The organism is Bifidobacterium stellenboschense (assembly GCF_000741785.1).
Lineage (GTDB): Bacteria > Actinomycetota > Actinomycetes > Actinomycetales > Bifidobacteriaceae > Bifidobacterium > Bifidobacterium stellenboschense.
The window spans coordinates 25,410-44,207 of record NZ_JGZP01000003.1; the positions used below are offsets into that span (position 1 = coordinate 25,410).

Below are 18,798 nucleotides of genomic sequence, written 5' to 3' on the forward strand. Positions count from 1 at the left end.
AGACAATGAACGACACCGACATCATCGTCATCGGCGCGGGCGTGGCCGGACTGTCCGCCGCGCTCGCTGTGGCGGGCGAAGACCATGACGTGACGCTCGTCACCAAGACCGAACTCGTCGAATCGAACACCTACCACGCGCAGGGTGGCATCGCCGCGGCCATCTTCGCCGACGACGATCCGGAACTGCACGCCGCCGACACCATCGCCGCCGGGCACGGCCTGTGCGACCCGAAGGCCGTCGACATCCTCACGCGCGAAGGCGCCGACCGCGTGCGCGAATTCGCCGCCGCAGGCGTCCGCTTCGACCGTGACGCCGACGGCCGCATGCTGCGCGGGCTCGAAGCCGCGCACTCGCGTGCCCGCGTCATACACGCCGGAGGCGACGCCACCGGACGCATCCTCGAACTCGACGTGTCCGCCATGGTGCGCGCGAATCCGCATATCCGTATCGTCGAACACGCGTTCCTCAAGGACCTCCTCGTGCGCGACGGCCGCATCGCCGGCGTCGCGCTGCTCGAAGACGGGCATGACGTCACCCTGCACGCGGACCGCGTCATCCTCGCCACCGGCGGGGCGGGCCGCATGTACCCGTACACCACGAACCCGATCGTCGCCACCGCCGACGGACTCGCCGCCGCATGGCGCGCGGGCGCGCAGGTAGCCGACCTCGAATTCACCCAGTTCCACCCCACCGCGATGGCCGTCGGCGAACACTTCCTCGTCTCCGAAGCCGTGCGTGGCGAAGGCGCCATCCTGCTCGACGAGCACGGACGCCGCTACATGAAGGACGTGGACCCGCGCGCCGAACTCGCGCCGCGCGACGTCGTCGCCCGCGAGAACTTCCGCGTCATGCAGCGCCAAGACGGCCGCCCCGTCATGCTCGATGTCTCCCCGATGCGCGGGGAGCACCCCGACCTCGCGGCGTTCCTCGCGAAACGCTTCCCGACCATCGACGCCTACACGCGTTCGCTCGGCTACGACTGGAGCAGGGAGCCCATCCCCGTCGCGCCCGCCGCGCACTACTTCATGGGCGGCATCCGCACCGACCTCGACGGACGCGCCTCCATCCCCGGACTGTACGCGGCCGGCGAATGTGCGCGCACCGGCGTCATGGGATCGAACCGCCTCGCCTCCAACTCGCTGCTCGAAGGCCTCGTCTACGGCCGCCGCGCCGGCCTCGCCGCCGTGCATGACACGGACGACACGACATGGACGCCGCAGCCGCTGCTCAACTCCGCGACCGGCGGCGTCTACGACAAGCCGCCCGTCGCGCTCGCTACGCCGCCCGTCGCCGGTGCCGGCGGCCACGGCGACGACGCGACCACGGACGACGTGTGGGACCGCACACGCATCCAGAACACGATGTGGCGCGATGTCGGCGTGCTGCGCGACGCCGACGGACTCGCGCGCGCCATCGCCGCGCTCGGCGACGGTCTCGCCGTCGCGGATGCGCACGCCGCGCACGCCGCGACTCCGGCGGAATCCGCCGACGTGACCACGCTCGAGAACCGGAACATGCTCACCGTCGGCTACGTGGCCGCGACCGCCGCGCTCGCCCGCACCGAATCGCGCGGCGCCCACGCGCGCACCGACTTCCCTGAACCCCGCGACGAGTGGGCGCACTCCGTCGCCTACGTCAAGCGGTAATCCACGACCAAGGAGCACCATGCTCACGCAACAGACCATCCATGCCGCCGTCGCGGCGGCCCTCGCCGAGGACGCGCCCTACGGCGACGTGACCTGCGAGACCACCATCCCCGCCGACGAGACCGGCGAAGCCCGACTCGTCGCGCGAGAGAAAGGCGTGATGAGCGGCATCGACGTGTTCGCCGCCGCCTTCGCCACGCTCGACCCGTCCGTGACCGTCGAACCCGCCATCCGCGACGGCGAACGGTTCGAGGCCGGACAGACGCTCGCCACCGTGCGGGGCCGCGTGCGCGTCCTCCTGACCGCGGAACGCGTCGCATTGAACTTCACACAGCGCATGAGCGGCATCGCCACGATGACCGCAGCGTTCGTCGCCGCGGTGGACGCGATCTACGAGGACGGGTACGACGGTTCCGCCGGACCGGCCTTCGGGGTGGTCGGTCCGCGGCGCTACACGCGCACGCGCATCGTCGACACGCGCAAGACCACGCCCGGACTGCGCCCGTTCGAGAAATACGCGGTCGTCTGCGGCGGCGGACACAACCACCGCTACAGTCTGTCTGACGCGGTCATGATGAAGGACAACCATCTCGCCGCGCTCGCCGCCCGAGGCATCGACCTCGCCGGCGCGATCCGCCACGTGCGCGACCAAGTGGGGCACACCACGCACATCGAGGTCGAGGTCGACCGGCTCGACCAGATCCCCGCGGTATTGGACGGCGGCGCCGACACCATCATGCTCGACAACTTCACGCTCGACGACACCCGACGCGGCGTGGAGACGATCGACGGACGCGCCATCGTCGAGGCGAGCGGCAACATGACGCTGGAACGCGTCGCGGCCGTCGCCGCCACCGGCGTGGACGTGATCTCCGTCGGTGCGCTCACCCACTCCGTGCGCTCCATCGATCTGGGATTGGACTGGGCATGATGAACGAATCGGACCAGAGCCGGACAAACGGCGTCACCGCGACACGGGAACAGGAAGTCGGCGGGGCGCGGGAGACCGGCGAACTCTACCTCGACGCGGCCGCCACCGAACCGGTGGGACGGGACGTCATCGCCGCGATGACCCCATTCCTCACCGACGCGTACGCGAACCCGGCCAGCGTGCACCAGCCCGGCAAGACCGCGGCCCGCGCCCTCGACGCGGCGCGCGCCTCCTTCGCCGCCGGGCTCGGCGCCAAACCCGACGACGTGATCTTCACCTCCGGCGGCACCGAATCCGACAACCTCGCCGTCAAAGGCATCGCCATGGCGAGGATGAAACGGCTGGGAGAACACCCGCGCATCGTCATCTCCTCGATCGAGCATCCGGCCGTCTCGGCATCCGCCGACTGGCTCGCGCGATGGTTCGGCTTCGAGGTCGTGCGCATCCCCGTGGACCATGAGGCGCACCTCGACCTGGAGGCGCTCGAACGCGCGCTCGACGGCGAGGCGGGGGAGCGGACCGCGCTCGTCAGCGCCATGCTCGCCAACAACGAGGTCGGCACCGTCGAACCGGTGGAGAGGATCGTCGCGATCGCGCATGCGCGCGGGGTGCCGGTGCATGTCGACGCCGTGCAGGCCGCCGGGCTCATCCCCATCCGCATGCGCGACTGGAACGTGGACGCGCTGAGCGTCTCCGGACACAAATTCGGCGCTCCCAAAGGACTCGGCGCGCTGCTCGTACGCGGGCGCACGCCCATCGAACCGGTGCTCTCCGGCGGCGGACAGGAACGCGGACTGCGCTCCGGCACGCAGAACGTCGCCGGTGCGGTCGCGCTCGCCATCGCTTTGGACGGCTCGAACCGGCGCATGGCCGCGCGGTATCGGGAGCTCGTCGCCTCGCGCGACATGCTCATCGACGCGGTCCGACGGGTCGTGCCACGGGCCGAACTCACCGGCGACCCGGAATTCCGGCTCCCCGGGCATGCGTCGTTCGTCTTCCCTGGCGTGACCGGCGAGGCCCTGCTCGTCGACCTGGACGCGCGCGGCATCGCCGCATCCTCCGGCTCCGCATGTGCGATCGGACGGCATGAGATTCCCGCCACGCTGCTCGCCATGGGATTCGAGCCGGCCATCGCGAAATCCGCGTTGCGCATGACGTTCCGCGAACCGCTCACCCGTGAGCAGATCGAACGGATCTCGCTCGCGTTGGAGGAATCCTACATGGAGCTCACGCGGCGGTAGCCGGATGAAACGGGGCTGCTCCGGTGTTTAGAACGGGGAATACCGGCCCTGATCCATCTTGCGGGAGATCTCGTCGAGGTCATGCGCCATCTGCCGCTCCTCTTCGGAACCCCTCCTCAACCGGTCCGCCTTGGCATCGAGATGGTGCTGCACGGAGCACATCGCCACCAGTGCGATGACGACGACGAACGTTACCGTTACTACGATCGCCAACCAATTCATGAGGCCCATTGTAGATTCGTCTCGGTGCGGATTCGTTCATCGTTCTGGAACAAACATCCGCTCGGAAGAACCCTGCAGAATGGGCTCATGATGTGGCCGCCTTTGTGCAAGTCCGTCAGAACGGCATCATATGCTGGACGGCTTGGCCCTCAGGACGGTTTATGCCGGTCGATGACGTTTCCCAAGCGTATCTCACGTGTTTCTTAGGTACATTCATCGTTTCCTAGGTAGGTGTCTCCGGAGATTCCGGCGGCGAAGCCCGGATTCGTGATTGAGGTCCGTTCGAAGACGTACCTAGGAAATGCGCAATGTACCTAGGAAAGGCTTAATCGTGATGCGATGGATGATCCGGGATTCGGAATCCGGGGATGCCGAACGTTCAATGGCTTCTTCTGCGCCCGATCTCCTTCGCGATCATCGTGAGGAAGGCGTTTAGATTATGCTCGTTGGCCAGCGTGGTTTTGGTGGCGACGAAACAGGCCATCCCCAAAGCGGTCAGACGGTTCCTTTTATCCAGATCGGTCTCCCAACGGTCCATCGTGTAATGGTATCGGCCGTCGTACTCGACGATGATGCCATGATCCGGCAGCGCCATGTCTACCGTATACCGTTTTCCTTGCTCTAGGTCATCCACTACATGGTTCACCATAAACCGTGGCAGGCCGTATTGTTCTGCGGCCAATCGCAGCAGTGACTCCTGCGGGGAGTCGGTGTCCTCACGACTGTAGGAGAGCGCCTTGCGACAAAGCCGCGCGCCTGGGAATCGGCCGAGGGATTCGATGCGCTCGGCAAGTTCGGTGTGGGTCATTACCCGCATCGACCGGTTGCGGCAGGTCAGCCAATCCATCGCCACTACGAGACTCGGAAGATCCGTATACGATGCCATCTGGCATACCGCGTCGGCGGCGGAGACGCACCCCAGCCGATCGTCCAGAAACGAAGAGGTCGTGGGACTGCGCCAAAGATGGATCTGCACATCGCGCAGCCGACGGAGCTTGTCCGCCGAATCGACGCAGGCGTGCAGGCGGCGGTCGTCGAATCCGGGTTTGAGATTCATCGCCGCGGCCATGCCATGCAGACGTAATGCGGTGGTGTGGCTGAAGCATAATGAGGAAGTGGTGCGCATGGACGCGCTCCGGCACGCGTCGTGCGTCCGCCGTGCCAGTTCCGCGGCCTCGTCCAGAGTGAAGAACGTGTGATATGAAGGGTCCATGATACGACGGTAGAGGTTCGTCGCATCGGAGGGCAAACTCGCCCGGGCATTATGGATAACACCCCCGGAGAAGGCGTGTTCCAACGGTTTTCAAGGGTTTGCGACGGATAGCGTACCGGGAAATAGGGTTGGCATCTTGTTTCTGAAGCCGTGTAGGGGATGGGGCGATGCAGCTGCTCGTTGTCCGGGAGGGGAATCCCCATCTAGGCCTTTGACGGTGGTGTGGATGGTTCATGTGCGAGTGGTTGCCGGCGTCGGCAGGATAGTCGGAGGTATTGCTTAGGCACATTCGTCATTTCTTAGGTAGGTATGTTGGGGAACCATTGGGCGTGAACGTTTGTCTTCGGGGCGCCTTTCGCCGGAGACGTACCTAAGATATGCGTAATGTACCTAAGGAATGGCGGAGGCTTGGTTCATGATGCGGCGCCGCCTTGGAGGAGGTCGCCATGGGCAATGTGACGGAGGATCTGCGGACGCGGTTCGGCACGTTCGGCGATGATGCGTTCAACGAGGTGGACAGTCTGGTGCTCTCGCAGCTGGCGTATGCGCGCATGCCCGGCAACGTTCCGCGATGGGACGGCCGTGATGACGGCATCCACGATGAATATGCCGATGATCGGACCGATGATCGGACCGACGGCCATGCCGTCACGGCGACGGCATGGGATGGATCCATTCCGATGGTCCCCGTCCGCGACCTGCTGCGTGCGGAATGCTATGACGCCATGTTCGGGCGGGTGTGGTCGCCTCAGCTGAACGTCGACCTGCTGCGCGCCGTGTGCGAGAACCCGCGCTGGCGCGCCCTGCGCGTGGGCGGCTACGTGGACGAGTTTGACGCGGCCTCCACCAAGCAGTTCTCGGCGTGCGTGTTCGATGTGGGGGACGGCGCGCTCTACGTCGCCTTCCGCGGCACCGACAGTTCGATTGTCGGCTGGAAGGAGGACTTCACGATGGCGTTCCGCCGGCCGGTCGCCTCGCAGTCGGCGGCCGTGCGCTATCTCGCCGACGTGGCCGCGCGGTGGAACGGGCCGTTGATGGTGGGAGGCCACTCCAAGGGCGGCAATCTCGCGGTGTACGCGGCCGCCGCCATGCCGGACGACGTCGCGGAGCGTATCGTCGCCGTGTACTCGCACGACGGTCCGGGCTTCGACGAAGACTTCCTCGACTCGCCGGAGTACCGTCGTGTGGCCGCCAAGGTGCACAAGTCCGTGCCGGAGGCGTCGGTCATCGGCATGCTGTTCGAACAACGCGAGCATGCGGACGCCGGCTACGAGGTGGTGGCGAGTGACGGGCTCGGCATCATGCAGCATTTCGCGTTGAACTGGCAGGTGCGGGACGGTCGGTTCGTGCATGCGGACGGCCTGACGGCAGGCGCGCGGTATGCGGCGCGCACGTTGAACGATTGGATGGCACGGTATGATGACGGGCGGCGCCGGCTGTTCATCGAGAACCTGTTCGCCGTGCTCGAAGCCGGCGGATACCATACATTCGGCGAGCTCACCGCCCATTGGACGCAGTCGTTGCCGGCCATGCTAGCCGCGATACGCGGCATCGACCCTGAGGACCGTGAGGTCGTGGCGGAAGTGCTCAAGGGGTTCGCGGCGACCGCGGCCACGTCGGTCATCCGGGGCGCCGACTGACATCGAAGGAAATACGGACCGGCGATGCCGCCGATTCGGAGCCACGGGAGTAGGCTGAAGAGGTACAAGCATCGTCCGATCAACGAAAGAAGGACACGATGACAGTGCCGCAGCAACCGTTCCCGCAGAATCCCAATCCGCAGCAGCCGCAGCCCGGATACGGTTACGCACCGCAGACGCCGCAGCCAACGGGCCAGCAGCCGGGGCAACCGATGCCGTCAGCCCAGCCCGCGCCGCAGTATGCGCAACCGGGGGGCGCGGCGCCTCAGCCGCAGCAGACGGCGCCCGGTTACGGCTATCCGCCGCAGCAGGTGTACGGCGTCCAGCCCGGTTACGGTCAACCGGCCGTCCAAGCCCATAAGCCGACCTTCCTCGACGCGTTGGATGTCGCCAAGACCACGCGGATTTCGCTGATCCTGATGGTCGTCTTCATGGGCATCGACCTGTTCCAGTCGTTCATCTCGCTGCTGGTCGGAGCGAGCTTCGACTATCGCAGTGCACTGTACTCCCTGCTCAATTTCGCGCCGTGGACGTACTTCACGCTCGCATTGGCGTTGTTCGTCATCGGTCTGCACGTGGTCGACTCGGTGAAGTGGTATCGTCTGACCGGTTTCATCATTCTGGTCGCCGGCGCCGCGGGCGAACTGCTGCTGCAGATCCTGTACGCCTGCCACGTATACGGGATCGGAACGTCGTTGCTGTCGTTCCTCGTCTATGCCGCGCTGCTCGCCCATGTGATCGTGCTGTTCGTGGCGCACGGGCATAAGGGCTGACGGGTCGGAACCCTCCGGTTCCTTCTATGACGCCGAGGGGCCTCGCGCAAACCCATGCGCGAGGCCCCTCGTGTCGTCGGCCGGTCCGGTCGGTGCCCGCCGTCAGTCGATGAGCTTGTAGCCATGGTCGGCGACCACGCTCTTGAGCTTCTCCAGATAGGTCTCGGCCGCCTTGGAGAGCTTGGCGCGCTCGTTGGTGATCCAGCCGACGAGCATCGTCTCATCCGAATCGAGCGGCACCGTGCAGATCTTCTCGTTGTTGAGATCGCCGTTGTCGATGCCCGTGCACACCGTGTAGCCGTTGAGGCCGATGATGAAGTTGAGGATTGTGGCGCGGTCGGTCACGTTGATCTGCTTGGGGGAGTAGTCCGGCCAGACCGCCTCCTCGGCGAAGAAGAACGAGCCGTCCTCGCCCTGCTCGTACTGGATGAACGGGTAGGGCTTGAGATCCTTCATCGTGACCATCTTCTTCGAGGCGAGCGGGTTCGTGCGCGCCAGGAACACGTGCAGCGGCGCGCGGAACAGCGCGTGGAATTCAAGGTGCTTCTCGCGCAGCAGCTTGCCGATGACGTCCTTGTTGAAGTCGGACAGGTAGATGATGCCGACGTCGGAGCGCATGTTCGCCACCGAGTCGATGATGTCGCGCGTGCGCGTCTCGCGAATCGTGAACTCGTACTCGTCGGAGTGGATGGAGTTGATCATCTCGACGAACGCCTCGACCGCGAACATGTAGTGCTGCGTGGAGACGGTGCACAGCTGCTTGCGCGGCTTCGCGTTCTTGTAGCGTTCCTCCAGCAGCGACGCCTGATCGAGCACCTGACGGGCGTAGGTGAGGAACTCCGCGCCGTCGACCGTCAAGGCGATGCCCTGCGAGGATCGGGTGAAGATCTCGATGCCGAGCTCCTTCTCCAATTCCTTCACGGAGGAGCTCAGTGCCGGCTGCGAGACATACAGTTCGTGCGAGGCCTCGTTCATCGAACCACATTCGACGATCTTGACGATGTATTTGAGTTGCAGAAGCGTCATAAGCAGCAGTTATACCAGCGGGGATGGCCTGAGATGGAGGTTATAGCCACGGATTCCATCCGCATGGCCGTACGGTGAGATGTTCCGGATCGCAGGACGGCCACGTGGCCATGCGGCCATGCGAGAGGATTCCCGCATGGCCGCATGACGGGCGGCTACAGCCTCACGCCGAGCCCGGCGAGGGCGTCGCGGGCGGCGACGGCGCCGGAGAACAGCAGTCCGTGGATGCCGACCTCGTTCGCGCCGGCCACGTTCTTCGCGGTGTCGTCGAAGAACACGCACCTGTCCGCTTCGAGGCCGAACCGGGAGAGCGCCAGCTCGTAGATGTCGGCGTTCGGCTTGTGCATCTTCTCGACGCCGGAGACGACCGTGCCCTGAAGCAGCTCGTCGAGCACCGGGTACTTGTCGAACGCGACGTGGATCGTCTCATGCGACCAGTTCGTCAGCCCCCACACGCCGTAGCCGTGCGCCCTGAGGTCGCGCAGCAGCTGCTCCATGCCCGGCAGCATGCGTGGCAGCGCGTCGCCGTAGTGTTCGATGTAGTACTCGAAGATCCTTGCGATCTCCTCGCCCTGCTCGCGCACCACGTCCGGGTAGATGTCGGCGAAGTCCTCGCCGGCGTCCATGCGGTCCTCGTAGCGGAAGAAGCCGTGCGGGTCGTCGTCGGCGCAGATCGCGTCCACCACGTCGTCCGGGAAACGGCCTTCGAGGCAGGAGCGCACCTGCCAGTCGAACAGCACGCCGCAGAAATCGAAGATCACGTCGGTGATGGGGGAGTCGGGGGAGGGCGCGGTGGAGATGGCCATGGAAAGCTCCTCGGGAAACGGGTATGGGTGATTCGGATATGACGATTCCAGTGTATCCGTCCCGCCGGTCCGGTCAGGAGAGCGCGTCCGCCAGGGCGTCGGGGATTGCCGCGACCACGTCGGAGGCGACGATCGGGTGCCCCAGCGTGTTGAAGCGCTGACGGTGGCCGTTCATGCCGAACAGTTCCGGCGGCTGCCAGCCGCACTGCTCTGATTCGGAGGCGATGGCCGCCGCCGAGCCGTGAAGATAGGCGGCCGCGGCGGCCGTCTCGGCGACGATCTCCGGATCGATCGCCGCGTCCCCGTCATCTCCGTTATTCCCGTCGGCCTCGTCGTTCACGTCCATCTGGGCGAGCAGGGCGCCGGTCATGCCGGCGAGTACGTCGCCCGCGCCGGCGGTTCCCAGCCACGCGGGTGCCGTGCCGGCGACCAGCACGCGGGAGGAGCCGTTCACGACGATCGTCGCCGCGCCCTTCAGCAGCACTGTGGCGCCGGTGCGTGCCTGCGCCTCGCGCGCGAACCGCAGCGGTTCGGCGGCGACGTCGGCGGGGGAGACGCCCAGCATGCGGGCCAGTTCGCCCGCATGCGGCGTCAGCACCACCTGGGCGGGCACATGGTCGGGCAGCAGGTCGAGCGCGCCGGCGTCCACGACGATCGGCGGCATCAGCGCCGCGCGTCCCGCGGATTCCTCGTCGTCAGCCGCATAATGGGCGAGCAACGCGGCGATCGTCTCGCGCTGGATGTCCCTCAATTCGGGGTCCGCGTCGTTGCCGGGCACGCCGGAACCCACCACCCACGACTGCACGTGGCCTTTGCCGATCACGGCCTCCGGCAGCGCGGCGAGCACCATGTCCTGCGCGCGTTCCGGGCCGAGATAGCGGACCATGCCCACGTTCGTGCGGGCCGCCGCGCGCGCGGTCAGCACGGCCGCGCCCGGATACCGCGCCGAACCGGTGACCAGTCCCGTCACGCCGCGCGAATACTTCGCGTCCGTCACGCGCGGCAGACGCACCGCCTGTCCGGCGAGGTCGCGGTCCACCGCCTCGACGGCAGGCTCGACGCCGTCCAGATCGAAACCGAAATCGACCAAGGTGATGCGGCCGCATGCGAACGTGGCCGGCGGCAGCACCGCGCACGGCTTCATCGCGCCGAACATGACGGTCGCGTCGGCCGGAACGTACGCGCCGACGAGCGAACCGTCGTCCACGCCGACGCCGGAAGGCGTGTCCACGGCGAGCATGAGCGGCAGGTCGCCTTCCGGCTCGCGGCCGGCCGACGCCGGGACGTCGGGCAGCGGCGAACCCCCGTCGCGCGCGTCCTTCGCCGGCATGCCCAGCGAGGCGGCGAGCGCCGCGGGAATCCCGCGCAGCGGGCCGTTCAGGCCGATGCCGGTCATCGCGTCGATCACCAGGTGAGAGCGGCGCGCCACCCGTACCGCCGTCTCGAGCCGTTCGCCTGCCTCTCCGGGCGTGAAGCCGGAGGCGCAGCCGGGGATCTCGGCCTCCGGGTCGAGCACGAGAATCTTGCCGCCGGCGCGCACGAACGCGGCGAACGCCTCGTCATGCAGGGAGCGTCCGACCGCCACGGCGTTCACCTGCGCGCCCTCCTCGGCGAGCATGGCGGCGGCGAACAGGCCGTCGCCGCCGTTGTCGCCCGCGCCGGCGAGCAATGTGACGACCGCGTCCTCGATGTCGATGCCCTCGTCGTCGAGCATGGCCGCGGCGGTGTGCGCCACCGCGTTGGCCGCCATGCGCATCAGCGGCACGCCGTCGTCCAACAGGGGGCGTTCCATCCCGCGCACGTCGGCCGCCGTGTAGGCGGTGTGCAGCAGGGTCATGCGACGTTCCGCATCGTTCGGTGTATCCATGGCAGCCTCCTCGGTTCCACAAGTCTGCGACTACCCATCAGTGTAGTCGCGCCCGTCATGCCCGTCCCGTATGACGGCCGTGAGACCGCGGGCATTTGACCGGGGGCGTTCAGGGCTCCTACGCTGTCCTGAAGCAACGGATTCCCAGCGAAGGAGAACGGACATGTTCGGCGGAAAGAAGAAAAGCAATCTGTTCGCGGACGGCAGGCCGACGCTCGCCAAGTGCGACCCCGAGTTCATCGACCTGTTTTCCGATTTCGCCTACGGCGAGGTCGTGCACGAGCCGGGCGCGAACCATCCCGACCTCGACGACGCCACGCGGTCGATGGCGATTCTCGCCGCGCTCATCGGATGCCAGGGCACGGACGCGTACGAGATGCTGCTGCCCGTGGCGCTGAAAAGCGGCGTGACGCCCGTCCAGGCCAAGGAGATCGCCTATCAGGCGGTCGCCTACTGCGGGTTTGGGCGTGTGCTGCCGTTCCTCAACATCACCAACGACGTGCTCGTCGAAGCGGGCGTGGACCTGCCGCTCGAAGGCCAGTCCACCACCACGCCGGACACCCGCGCGGCGGCCGGCGAGGCCAAGCAGGTGGAGATCTTCGGCGAGGGCATGCGCGGATTCGCCTCCTCGGGCCCCGAGGACACGCGCCACATCAACAAGTGGCTGGCCGACAACTGCTTCGGCGACTACTACACGCGCGGCGGGCTCGGCACCCGCGAACGCGAGATGATCACCCTGTGCTATCTGGCCGCGCAGGGCGGCTGCGAGCCGCAGCTCACGGCCCACGCGAAGGCGAACATGGCGGTCGGCAACGACAAGGCGTTCCTCATCGCCGTCGTCTCCCAGATCATGCCGTACATCGGCTACCCGCGCACGCTCAACGCGCTCCGCTGCGTCAAGGAGGCCGCGGGCGAGTGATTTTCCAGCCTTCCGTTATAGTGTTCGTTGGCTTGAGAACGGCTTGAGAACGATAAGCGACTATACGGAAAGCGACGGGTGAGGCGATATGGCGATCGACGCACAGGGTCTGGAGATTCAGATCGGGGCGAGGACCCTGCTGCATCCGTGCGACTTCCATGTCGCCAAAGGCGACAAGATCGGTCTCGTCGGGCGCAATGGCGCCGGCAAGACCACACTGACCCGCGTCATCACCGGCGACATGCTGCCCACCGCCGGCAAGGTGCGCGTCTCCGGCAAGCTCGGCTATCTGCCGCAGGACACGCACGCCGCCGACCCGGAGCAGACCGCGCTCGACCGCATGATGAGCGCGCGCGACATCGCCACGATCATCAACCGCATCCGCAAGGCCGAGAAGGAGATGACCGACCCGGACCCGGACGTGATGACGAAAGCCATGAACCGCTACGACAAGGCCATGCAGGACTTCGACAAGGCGGGCGGCTACGCGGCCCAGTCCGAGGCGACCGCGATGGCCGCCTCGCTGGGATTGCCGCAGGACGTCATGGAGCAGCAGCTCGGCACCCTGTCCGGCGGCCAGCGCCGACGCATCGAACTGGCGCGCATCCTCTTCTCCGACGCGGACACGCTCATCCTCGACGAGCCCACCAACCATCTCGACGCCGACTCCATCGAATGGCTGCGCGGCTACCTCAAGAAGTACGAGGGCGGCTTCCTCGTCATCTCCCACTCCACCGAACTGCTCGACGAGGTCGTCAACAAGGTGTGGCACCTCGACGCCCAGCTCGGCCAGATCGACATGTACTCGCTCGGCTGGAAGGCGTACCTGCACCAGCGCGTCGTCGACGAGGAGCGCCGCCGCCGCGAACGCGAAGTCGCCGAGAAGAAGGCCGAACGCCTCATGAAGCAGGGCATCCGCCTGCACGCCAAGGCCACGAAGGCCGTCGCCGCGCAGAACATGATGCGCCGCGCCGAAAAACTCCTCGAGAACACGTCGGAGGCGCAGAAGAAGGAGAAGGTGGCGGACATCCGCTTCCCCGAACCCGCGCCCTGCGGCAAGACCCCGATCATGGCGAAGGACATCTCCAAGGCGTACGGCTCCAACATCGTGTTCGCCGGCGTCAACCTCGCCATCGACAAGGGCTCGCGCGTCGTCATCCTCGGCTACAACGGCGCCGGCAAGACCACCACGCTGCGGCTGCTCGCCCACATCGAACAGCCCGACACCGGCTCCGTCGACTACGGCCACGGCTGCAAGATCGGCTACTTCGCGCAGGAGCACGACACGCTCGACCTCGACGCCACCGTGCTCGAGAACCTCACGCACGTCGCCCCCGAACTGAACGACACGCAGGCGCGATCCATCCTCGGCTCGTTCCTGTTCTCCGGCGACGACGCGATGAAGCCCGCCCGCGTGCTCTCCGGCGGCGAGAAGACGCGACTCGCGCTCGCCACGCTCGTCACCTCGCGCGCCAACGTGCTGCTGCTCGACGAGCCCACCAACAACCTCGACCCCGCCTCGCGCGAGGAAATCCTCAAGGCCATCGCCAAATACGAGGGCGCGATCGTGCTCGTCACCCACGACGAGGGCGCCGTCCAGGCGTTGAACCCGGAACGCGTGCTCCTCATGCCCGACGGCGACGAGGATCTGTGGAACGACTCCTACCTCGAACTGGTCGCCGAGGAGTAGTCCTCCAGATACGCGCGCATACGACGCAGACCCTCGGCGGTGGCCTCGGGCGTGCCCACGTAGCTCAGACGCACGTAGCCACGGCCACGCCCACCGAACCCGGAAGCGGGCGTCACCACCACCTTGGCACGATGCAGCAGATCGACCGCGAATGCGTGGTCATCCATGCCGGTGTCGCGCACGTCCACCAGCACGTAGAACGCGCCGTCCGGCGTCGCGCATGAGACAAGCGGCATGTCCGCCACGGCGGCGACGACCATGTCGCGGTTCGCGCGGTAGACGGACGTCATCTCGTCGAGGATCTCGTTCGACCCCTCCAACGCGGCCACCGCGCCCTGCTGCAACGCGCCCGGCACACAGGAGACGATGTCCTCCTGCATCACCGTCATCCGGTCGATGATCGGCTTCGGGCCGAACGCCGCGCCGATGCGCCAACCGGTCATCGCGAACGTCTTCGAGAAACTGTCCACCACCACGGTGCGGCGGCGCATGCCCGGCACCGCGGCGATCGACAGACATTCGACCGACGGATCGTAGACGAACGAGCGGTACACCTCGTCGCTGATCACCCACAGGTCATGCCGTTCGCACACTTCGGCGATGAGATCCAGCTGCTCCGCGTCGATGACCGCCCCCGTCGGGTTCGACGGCGAATTGAGCAGGATCGCGCGCGTGCGCGGCGTGACCGCCGCCTCCACGTCCGCCGCCTGCATGCGGAAGCCGTGGCCCGCGTCGAGCGGCACCGGCACGACGTTCGCGCCGACGAGCCTCACCTGTCCGAAATAGTTCGCATAGCCGGGGTCGGGGATCAGGATGTCGTCGCCCGGGTCGAGCGTCGCGAGCATCGCCAGATACACGGCCTCCATGCCGCCCGCCGTGACGATCACGTCCGTGTCCGGATCGTAGTCGGTGCCATCCGCCGCGTTGCGGTGCTCGCACCACGCCTCACGCAGCGCGACCGCGCCACGGTTCGGCGTGTAGTGCGTGTCGTCGAGGCTCGCGGCCCGGTAGGCGGCGTCGATGACCGGCTGCGGGGTGTCGAATCCGGGTTCGCCGATCGCGAACGAGACGGCGTCCGGCACGCCCGCGGCGAGTTCGAACATCTCGCGCACGCTCGGATACAGGGCTTCGGCGGCGCGCTTCGATACCTTCGGCATGACGGCATACTCCTTGTGCATCCATTCGGATTCGTCGTATGCGGCGGCGGGGTCGCGGTTCCCCTTCACGAACCACGACCCCGCCGCCGAAATCCATAGGTTGCCGGCAAGTATGCCATCGTCGCGTTACGCGGAGGAGAGCGTGTCCGATGCGCGAGAAACGGCGATGGACGCTCCGGCGGCGGGTCAGTCGAAGAACCCGTTTCCGATCGACGGCATGCTCCGGTATGGCGGACGGTACGGCGGACGATGCGTGCGGTCGCCGTACAGGTCCTCATGGCCGAACGCGGTGGCGTGTCGGTCGCGGCGCATGTACTCGTACACGTCCACGTCGGTCGGATCGGGCTGGTTCGACCAGTCGACGCCTCCCGACAGCAGCGGGTCGCGCGCGTCGATGCGGCTGCGCATCAGTTCGATGTCCTCCGACGCGTCCGCCAGACGGTCCGGATCCGTGCGCCTCAGCCGCTGTTCGACCAGATCGAGATAGGCGCGTTGGCTCTGCAGATCCTCATGCAGCCGCACCTCCTCGCACAACGCCGTGTACAGCCGCTCCCCGCGGCATGCGCGCTGCGCCTGCTCGACGGTCTCCTCGTGCCGGCGATCCGCCTCGACGCGTTCCCGCGAAGCATCGATCTCGTGCGCCAACCCGTCGAACAGCGTGGAAAGGCGTTCGTCCATCCGCGAGTTCACGGTGTCGCGCAGGGAACGCTGGCGGGCGAACGGACGTTCGCCGTTGACCCGCAGCGACAGCATGCCGGTCGGTTCGAATTCGCGCGACCGTCCCTCCACCCATTGCGGCGCGTCGCTTTTCGGCACGCCGGTCAGCGTGCGGGGCTTCGGCGGGCTGCCGGGCTTCGACAGCTCCGACACGTGGAACGAGGACATGAACCCGTCCTCGTCCCGCACGACGAGATGCGGCCACGGCCATTTGGACCGCTTCGCCTCGGCGAACAGCTCCCGGGACGGGTCGACGACGGCGTATCCGCGTTCGACGGCCATGCGGGCCGCTGTCCCGATGATCGTCGCGGCCCTGTCCACCTGATCGTCCGACACATACCGCCTGTCGACGTCCTCCCGGAACAGCTGGACCCACGACCGCGCCGTCGCGTCCTCGTCCTGCATGATGATCTCGTCCGACATGATGTCGCTCCTTCTCCCGATGCGCGGCCTACGCTGGCCGCCTTGCGGACCTTCGTCGTCCGCCGACACGCACCACCATGCCGCGTCTGTGAGGTATATGCAAATCGCATGTGAACAATGTGCATAACGGTGCATAACTCTGTGCATAACCGCTGGATATCGGGGTGAAACCGTACGGATGGGATTGCGATGTCGCAATCCGATCGTGTCGGGTTCCGCCGACGGCGTATTCGGATGTTCCGCCGAAATCATGCACGACACGCCGCGTCGACGGAAACCGTACCCGATATGCCGGCCCGTACGGGCGTGTGTTAGCTTCTAGGAGAGACGCGGGGCACGCCGTCGTTCCCGTCTCGCACGGCAACGATCGAGGACGGCGGCAGGAGGTGCGCCATGGGCGATGCGCGACGGGAGATGGAACGGCTGCGGCCGGTCTACGAGACCGGCGTGCTCAGACTGCTGCTGCGACGCAACTCGCGCCTGTACGTGGCGTTGCTCAAGGCGGCGTTCGACCCGCTGACCGGCGAACTGCCGCGCGAGACGCTGGAGGAACGGTTCGCGCAGGGACTCGCCGCGCTCGCCGACATCGGCGAATACGCGCTGGACCCCGACCTCACGTTCGGCCAGGCCGCGCATCGCATGCTCGTCGACCTGACCCGCGAGGGCGAAGGCGACTACGCCTGGCTCGCCAACTCGCACGACGCCGCATCCCACCGGTTCCTCTACCGGCTGACCGCGCGCGCCCACCGCGCCATCGAGGCGCTGGGGCGGCTGGAGGACGAATCCCGCACCCTGTCCGGCGCGCAGGCCAACAGCATCATCATGGAGATCGAGCACGCTCGCATGCGGCTGACCGCCGACCCCGGCGAACGCGTGCGCCTGCTCAACCGCGAGATCAAGGAGCGCAAGCACGAGATCAGACGCATCCAGCAGGGGATGCGGCATGAGACGCTCGACGACTCGCAGGTGGAGGACATCATCGCCGTCATCCACAACACGTTGCGCGGCGTGCCCGTCGACCTGCGTGAGCTCGTGCTCGCCGAACGGGACAACGGCGACGCGCTCCGCCGGCGCATGCAGGCCGGCGACATGGACGTCGACGAGATCCTGAACGCCTACAACGCCGAATACCGCGCGAACTTCGGCGAATCCGACATGGGGCGCCGCTTCGAGGACGCCTTCCAGGTGATCATCACCGACGAGGGACGCCAGCAGATCGACGAGGCGATGCGCGACATCGCGAGGACGCCCTACCTCGCGGGGGAGTCCGCCGCGCTGCTCGGGCAGGTGCGCGACGAGCTCGCCCACATCTACGACGGCATCGAGGCGGTACGCGCCCAGATGCGTGTCTCCAACGAGGAGATCGGCAGGCTCGTACGCCAGCAGACCGACACCCGGTACCGGTCGATGCTCGCGCGGCTCAACCGGCTGTACGCCGCCGTCAACGCCGACGCGAAAGCCCATCCGGGCGCCGACGGCAGGCCCTACGCCACCGACGTCGGCGGGGTCAGGCTCGCCCCGCTGCCCACGCGGCCGGCACGTTCGATGGTCCGCGCGGCATCGCCCGGACTGGATGCCGCCGGGGACTCCGACCTGCCGCGCGTCGACCTGAAGACGCTGATCGACAACGGTGGTCCGCGTCTGCGCCGCATGATCGCGCTCATCCGGAGGGAACCGGTGACGGCCGACGGCGGAATCGACATTGCCGCCAGTTTCAACCGGCTACCGGAATCCGATCGGCGTGAAAGCGAACTCGTCGGCTTCCTCGGCGCGATCGGCGGGCGGGAGGACGGTGACGCCGTCTGGCATTGCGTGACAATCGACGGCAGGCCTCGGGACTGGCGCACGCGTGCGCTGATCGCCGGCGCGGACGAACTGGACGCCATCATGGAGGAAGGATGATCATGGACGAGAAGACCAACCCCGACGCCCTGTTCGAAGGGGATCGCGGCGACATGGGCGCGGACGCCCGCAGGGCCGCCATCGCGCTCAAACGCGAACGGTACATCGAAGGCGAGCTGTACGACCTCGTCGACGACAACCGCGACGCGGTCATCCGCTCGCTTAACAACGACATGCTCGAGCTCGTCGACGACGAACGCCACCGCATCATGTACGCGACGCCCGTCACTGGCCCCGACGTCCCATTGCGTTCGCTCAAGACGCGCACCAGCCTCAGGCGCGAGGAGGCCGCCCTGCTCGCGTTCCTGCGCATCCGCGTGCTCGAATACGAGAACATGCAGGTGCCGGAGGGGCAGTGGATCGTCGGCTTCGACGAGATGCGCGCCGCGCTCGCCACCGGCGCCGGATACCTCGCCTCACGCAACGACGAGGAGGGCGTGCTCAAGCAGGTGGGCACGCTCGTCAACACGATGGTCACCTACGGCTATCTGGCGGTCACCGACGATGACGCCATGTATCGGATCACGCCGCTCGTCCCCGTCGTGCTCGACCGGGGACTGGCGGACGCATGGCTCGGCGTCGCCGGCGAGAGTGACGCCGGCGAGGAAGAGAAGGAATGAAC

General features: G+C 66.9%; 16 protein-coding genes. 9 read left to right on the plus strand and 7 right to left on the minus strand.

Features of this window, described 5'->3' with window-relative positions; genetic code table 11:
• Positions 1–5 precede the first annotated feature (5 nt).
• From nadB to BSTEL_RS00925, 3 genes are read left to right on the plus strand one after another with little or no spacing between them, the layout of a single operon-like run.
• Positions 6–1,649: an L-aspartate oxidase gene (gene nadB / locus BSTEL_RS00915; protein ID WP_034526027.1), complete on the plus strand. Its 1,644-nt coding sequence runs from the start codon at positions 6–8 to the stop codon at positions 1,647–1,649.
• A 19-nt stretch (positions 1,650–1,668) separates the two neighbouring features.
• On the plus strand, positions 1,669–2,580 hold the full coding sequence (locus BSTEL_RS00920; RefSeq protein WP_034526029.1) for a nicotinate-nucleotide diphosphorylase: 912 nt from the start codon (positions 1,669–1,671) through the stop codon (positions 2,578–2,580).
• On the plus strand, positions 2,577–3,821 hold the full coding sequence (locus tag BSTEL_RS00925; protein ID WP_238567591.1) for a cysteine desulfurase family protein: 1,245 nt from the start codon (positions 2,577–2,579) through the stop codon (positions 3,819–3,821). Before BSTEL_RS00920 ends, BSTEL_RS00925 begins: the two co-directional genes overlap by 4 nt.
• A gap of 27 nt (positions 3,822–3,848) precedes the next feature.
• Here the strand turns inward: BSTEL_RS00925 and BSTEL_RS00930 are convergent, their stop codons facing one another.
• Together BSTEL_RS00930 and BSTEL_RS00935 are read right to left on the minus strand one after the other, a co-directional pair.
• Positions 3,849–4,043 (minus strand): hypothetical protein, encoded by a 195-nt coding sequence (locus BSTEL_RS00930; RefSeq protein WP_156963108.1) that lies wholly within the window; start codon positions 4,041–4,043, stop codon positions 3,849–3,851.
• Between the two features lie 379 nt (positions 4,044–4,422).
• A complete protein-coding gene (locus BSTEL_RS00935) occupies positions 4,423–5,256 on the minus strand; it encodes a PDDEXK family nuclease (RefSeq protein WP_034526030.1) in 834 nt (277 codons plus the stop codon).
• A 446-nt stretch (positions 5,257–5,702) separates the two neighbouring features.
• Between BSTEL_RS00935 and BSTEL_RS00940 the strand changes: the two genes are divergently transcribed.
• Together BSTEL_RS00940 and BSTEL_RS12465 are read left to right on the plus strand one after the other, a co-directional pair.
• Positions 5,703–6,896, plus strand: a complete 1,194-nt coding sequence (locus tag BSTEL_RS00940) for a DUF2974 domain-containing protein (protein WP_034526212.1) — start codon at positions 5,703–5,705, stop codon at positions 6,894–6,896.
• A 98-nt stretch (positions 6,897–6,994) separates the two neighbouring features.
• Positions 6,995–7,669, plus strand: coding sequence for a DUF3824 domain-containing protein (locus BSTEL_RS12465; RefSeq protein ID WP_051922726.1), 675 nt, complete (start codon positions 6,995–6,997; stop codon positions 7,667–7,669).
• Positions 7,670–7,771: 102 nt separating this feature from the next.
• Here the strand turns inward: BSTEL_RS12465 and BSTEL_RS00950 are convergent, their stop codons facing one another.
• The 3 genes from BSTEL_RS00950 to BSTEL_RS00960 all read right to left on the minus strand — a co-directional run bounded on the left by BSTEL_RS00950 (position 7,772) and on the right by BSTEL_RS00960 (position 11,368).
• Entirely contained in the window at positions 7,772–8,695 is a 924-nt protein-coding gene (locus BSTEL_RS00950) for a LysR family transcriptional regulator (protein ID WP_034526032.1), read from the minus strand.
• 155 nt (positions 8,696–8,850) lie between these two features.
• Positions 8,851–9,501: an HAD family hydrolase gene (locus BSTEL_RS00955; RefSeq protein ID WP_034526034.1), complete on the minus strand. Its 651-nt coding sequence runs from the start codon at positions 9,499–9,501 to the stop codon at positions 8,851–8,853.
• 73 nt (positions 9,502–9,574) lie between these two features.
• A complete protein-coding gene (locus tag BSTEL_RS00960; RefSeq protein ID WP_034526037.1) occupies positions 9,575–11,368 on the minus strand; it encodes a bifunctional ADP-dependent NAD(P)H-hydrate dehydratase/NAD(P)H-hydrate epimerase in 1,794 nt (597 codons plus the stop codon).
• A 163-nt stretch (positions 11,369–11,531) separates the two neighbouring features.
• Here BSTEL_RS00960 and BSTEL_RS00965 point away from each other — a divergent pair, with 163 nt between their 5' ends.
• Both BSTEL_RS00965 and BSTEL_RS00970 read left to right on the plus strand, forming a co-directional pair.
• Positions 11,532–12,287 (plus strand): carboxymuconolactone decarboxylase family protein, encoded by a 756-nt coding sequence (locus BSTEL_RS00965; RefSeq protein ID WP_034526039.1) that lies wholly within the window; start codon positions 11,532–11,534, stop codon positions 12,285–12,287.
• Between the two features lie 88 nt (positions 12,288–12,375).
• Complete coding sequence (locus BSTEL_RS00970) at positions 12,376–13,977, plus strand: ABC-F family ATP-binding cassette domain-containing protein (protein WP_034526041.1); 1,602 nt, start codon at positions 12,376–12,378, stop codon at positions 13,975–13,977.
• Here BSTEL_RS00970 and BSTEL_RS00975 read toward each other — a convergent pair.
• Both BSTEL_RS00975 and BSTEL_RS00980 read right to left on the minus strand, forming a co-directional pair.
• Positions 13,950–15,134, minus strand: a complete 1,185-nt coding sequence (locus BSTEL_RS00975; RefSeq protein ID WP_034526215.1) for a pyridoxal phosphate-dependent aminotransferase — start codon at positions 15,132–15,134, stop codon at positions 13,950–13,952. The genes BSTEL_RS00970 and BSTEL_RS00975 overlap by 28 nt on opposite strands.
• Before the next feature lie 186 nt (positions 15,135–15,320).
• Positions 15,321–16,274 (minus strand): hypothetical protein, encoded by a 954-nt coding sequence (locus BSTEL_RS00980; protein WP_034526043.1) that lies wholly within the window; start codon positions 16,272–16,274, stop codon positions 15,321–15,323.
• A gap of 393 nt (positions 16,275–16,667) precedes the next feature.
• On the opposite strand from BSTEL_RS00980, the gene BSTEL_RS00985 reads away from it, so the two are divergent.
• On the plus strand, positions 16,668–18,176 hold the full coding sequence (locus BSTEL_RS00985; protein ID WP_034526044.1) for a DUF3375 family protein: 1,509 nt from the start codon (positions 16,668–16,670) through the stop codon (positions 18,174–18,176).
• 2 nt (positions 18,177–18,178) lie between these two features.
• A complete protein-coding gene (locus tag BSTEL_RS00990) occupies positions 18,179–18,796 on the plus strand; it encodes a DUF4194 domain-containing protein (protein WP_238567592.1) in 618 nt (205 codons plus the stop codon).
• Positions 18,797–18,798 lie beyond the last annotated feature (2 nt).

Coding starts and splice junctions, on each gene's coding strand:
- nadB (WP_034526027.1), top strand. CDS start 6: ATGAACGACACCGACATCATCGTCATCGGCGCGGGCGTGGCCGGACTG.
- BSTEL_RS00920 (WP_034526029.1), top strand. CDS start 1,669: ATGCTCACGCAACAGACCATCCATGCCGCCGTCGCGGCGGCCCTCGCC.
- BSTEL_RS00925 (WP_238567591.1), top strand. CDS start 2,577: ATGATGAACGAATCGGACCAGAGCCGGACAAACGGCGTCACCGCGACA.
- BSTEL_RS00930 (WP_156963108.1), bottom strand. CDS start 4,043: ATGAATTGGTTGGCGATCGTAGTAACGGTAACGTTCGTCGTCGTCATC.
- BSTEL_RS00935 (WP_034526030.1), bottom strand. CDS start 5,256: ATGGACCCTTCATATCACACGTTCTTCACTCTGGACGAGGCCGCGGAA.
- BSTEL_RS00940 (WP_034526212.1), top strand. CDS start 5,703: ATGGGCAATGTGACGGAGGATCTGCGGACGCGGTTCGGCACGTTCGGC.
- BSTEL_RS12465 (WP_051922726.1), top strand. CDS start 6,995: ATGACAGTGCCGCAGCAACCGTTCCCGCAGAATCCCAATCCGCAGCAG.
- BSTEL_RS00950 (WP_034526032.1), bottom strand. CDS start 8,695: ATGACGCTTCTGCAACTCAAATACATCGTCAAGATCGTCGAATGTGGT.
- BSTEL_RS00955 (WP_034526034.1), bottom strand. CDS start 9,501: ATGGCCATCTCCACCGCGCCCTCCCCCGACTCCCCCATCACCGACGTG.
- BSTEL_RS00960 (WP_034526037.1), bottom strand. CDS start 11,368: ATGGATACACCGAACGATGCGGAACGTCGCATGACCCTGCTGCACACC.
- BSTEL_RS00965 (WP_034526039.1), top strand. CDS start 11,532: ATGTTCGGCGGAAAGAAGAAAAGCAATCTGTTCGCGGACGGCAGGCCG.
- BSTEL_RS00970 (WP_034526041.1), top strand. CDS start 12,376: ATGGCGATCGACGCACAGGGTCTGGAGATTCAGATCGGGGCGAGGACC.
- BSTEL_RS00975 (WP_034526215.1), bottom strand. CDS start 15,134: ATGCCGAAGGTATCGAAGCGCGCCGCCGAAGCCCTGTATCCGAGCGTG.
- BSTEL_RS00980 (WP_034526043.1), bottom strand. CDS start 16,274: ATGTCGGACGAGATCATCATGCAGGACGAGGACGCGACGGCGCGGTCG.
- BSTEL_RS00985 (WP_034526044.1), top strand. CDS start 16,668: ATGGGCGATGCGCGACGGGAGATGGAACGGCTGCGGCCGGTCTACGAG.
- BSTEL_RS00990 (WP_238567592.1), top strand. CDS start 18,179: ATGGACGAGAAGACCAACCCCGACGCCCTGTTCGAAGGGGATCGCGGC.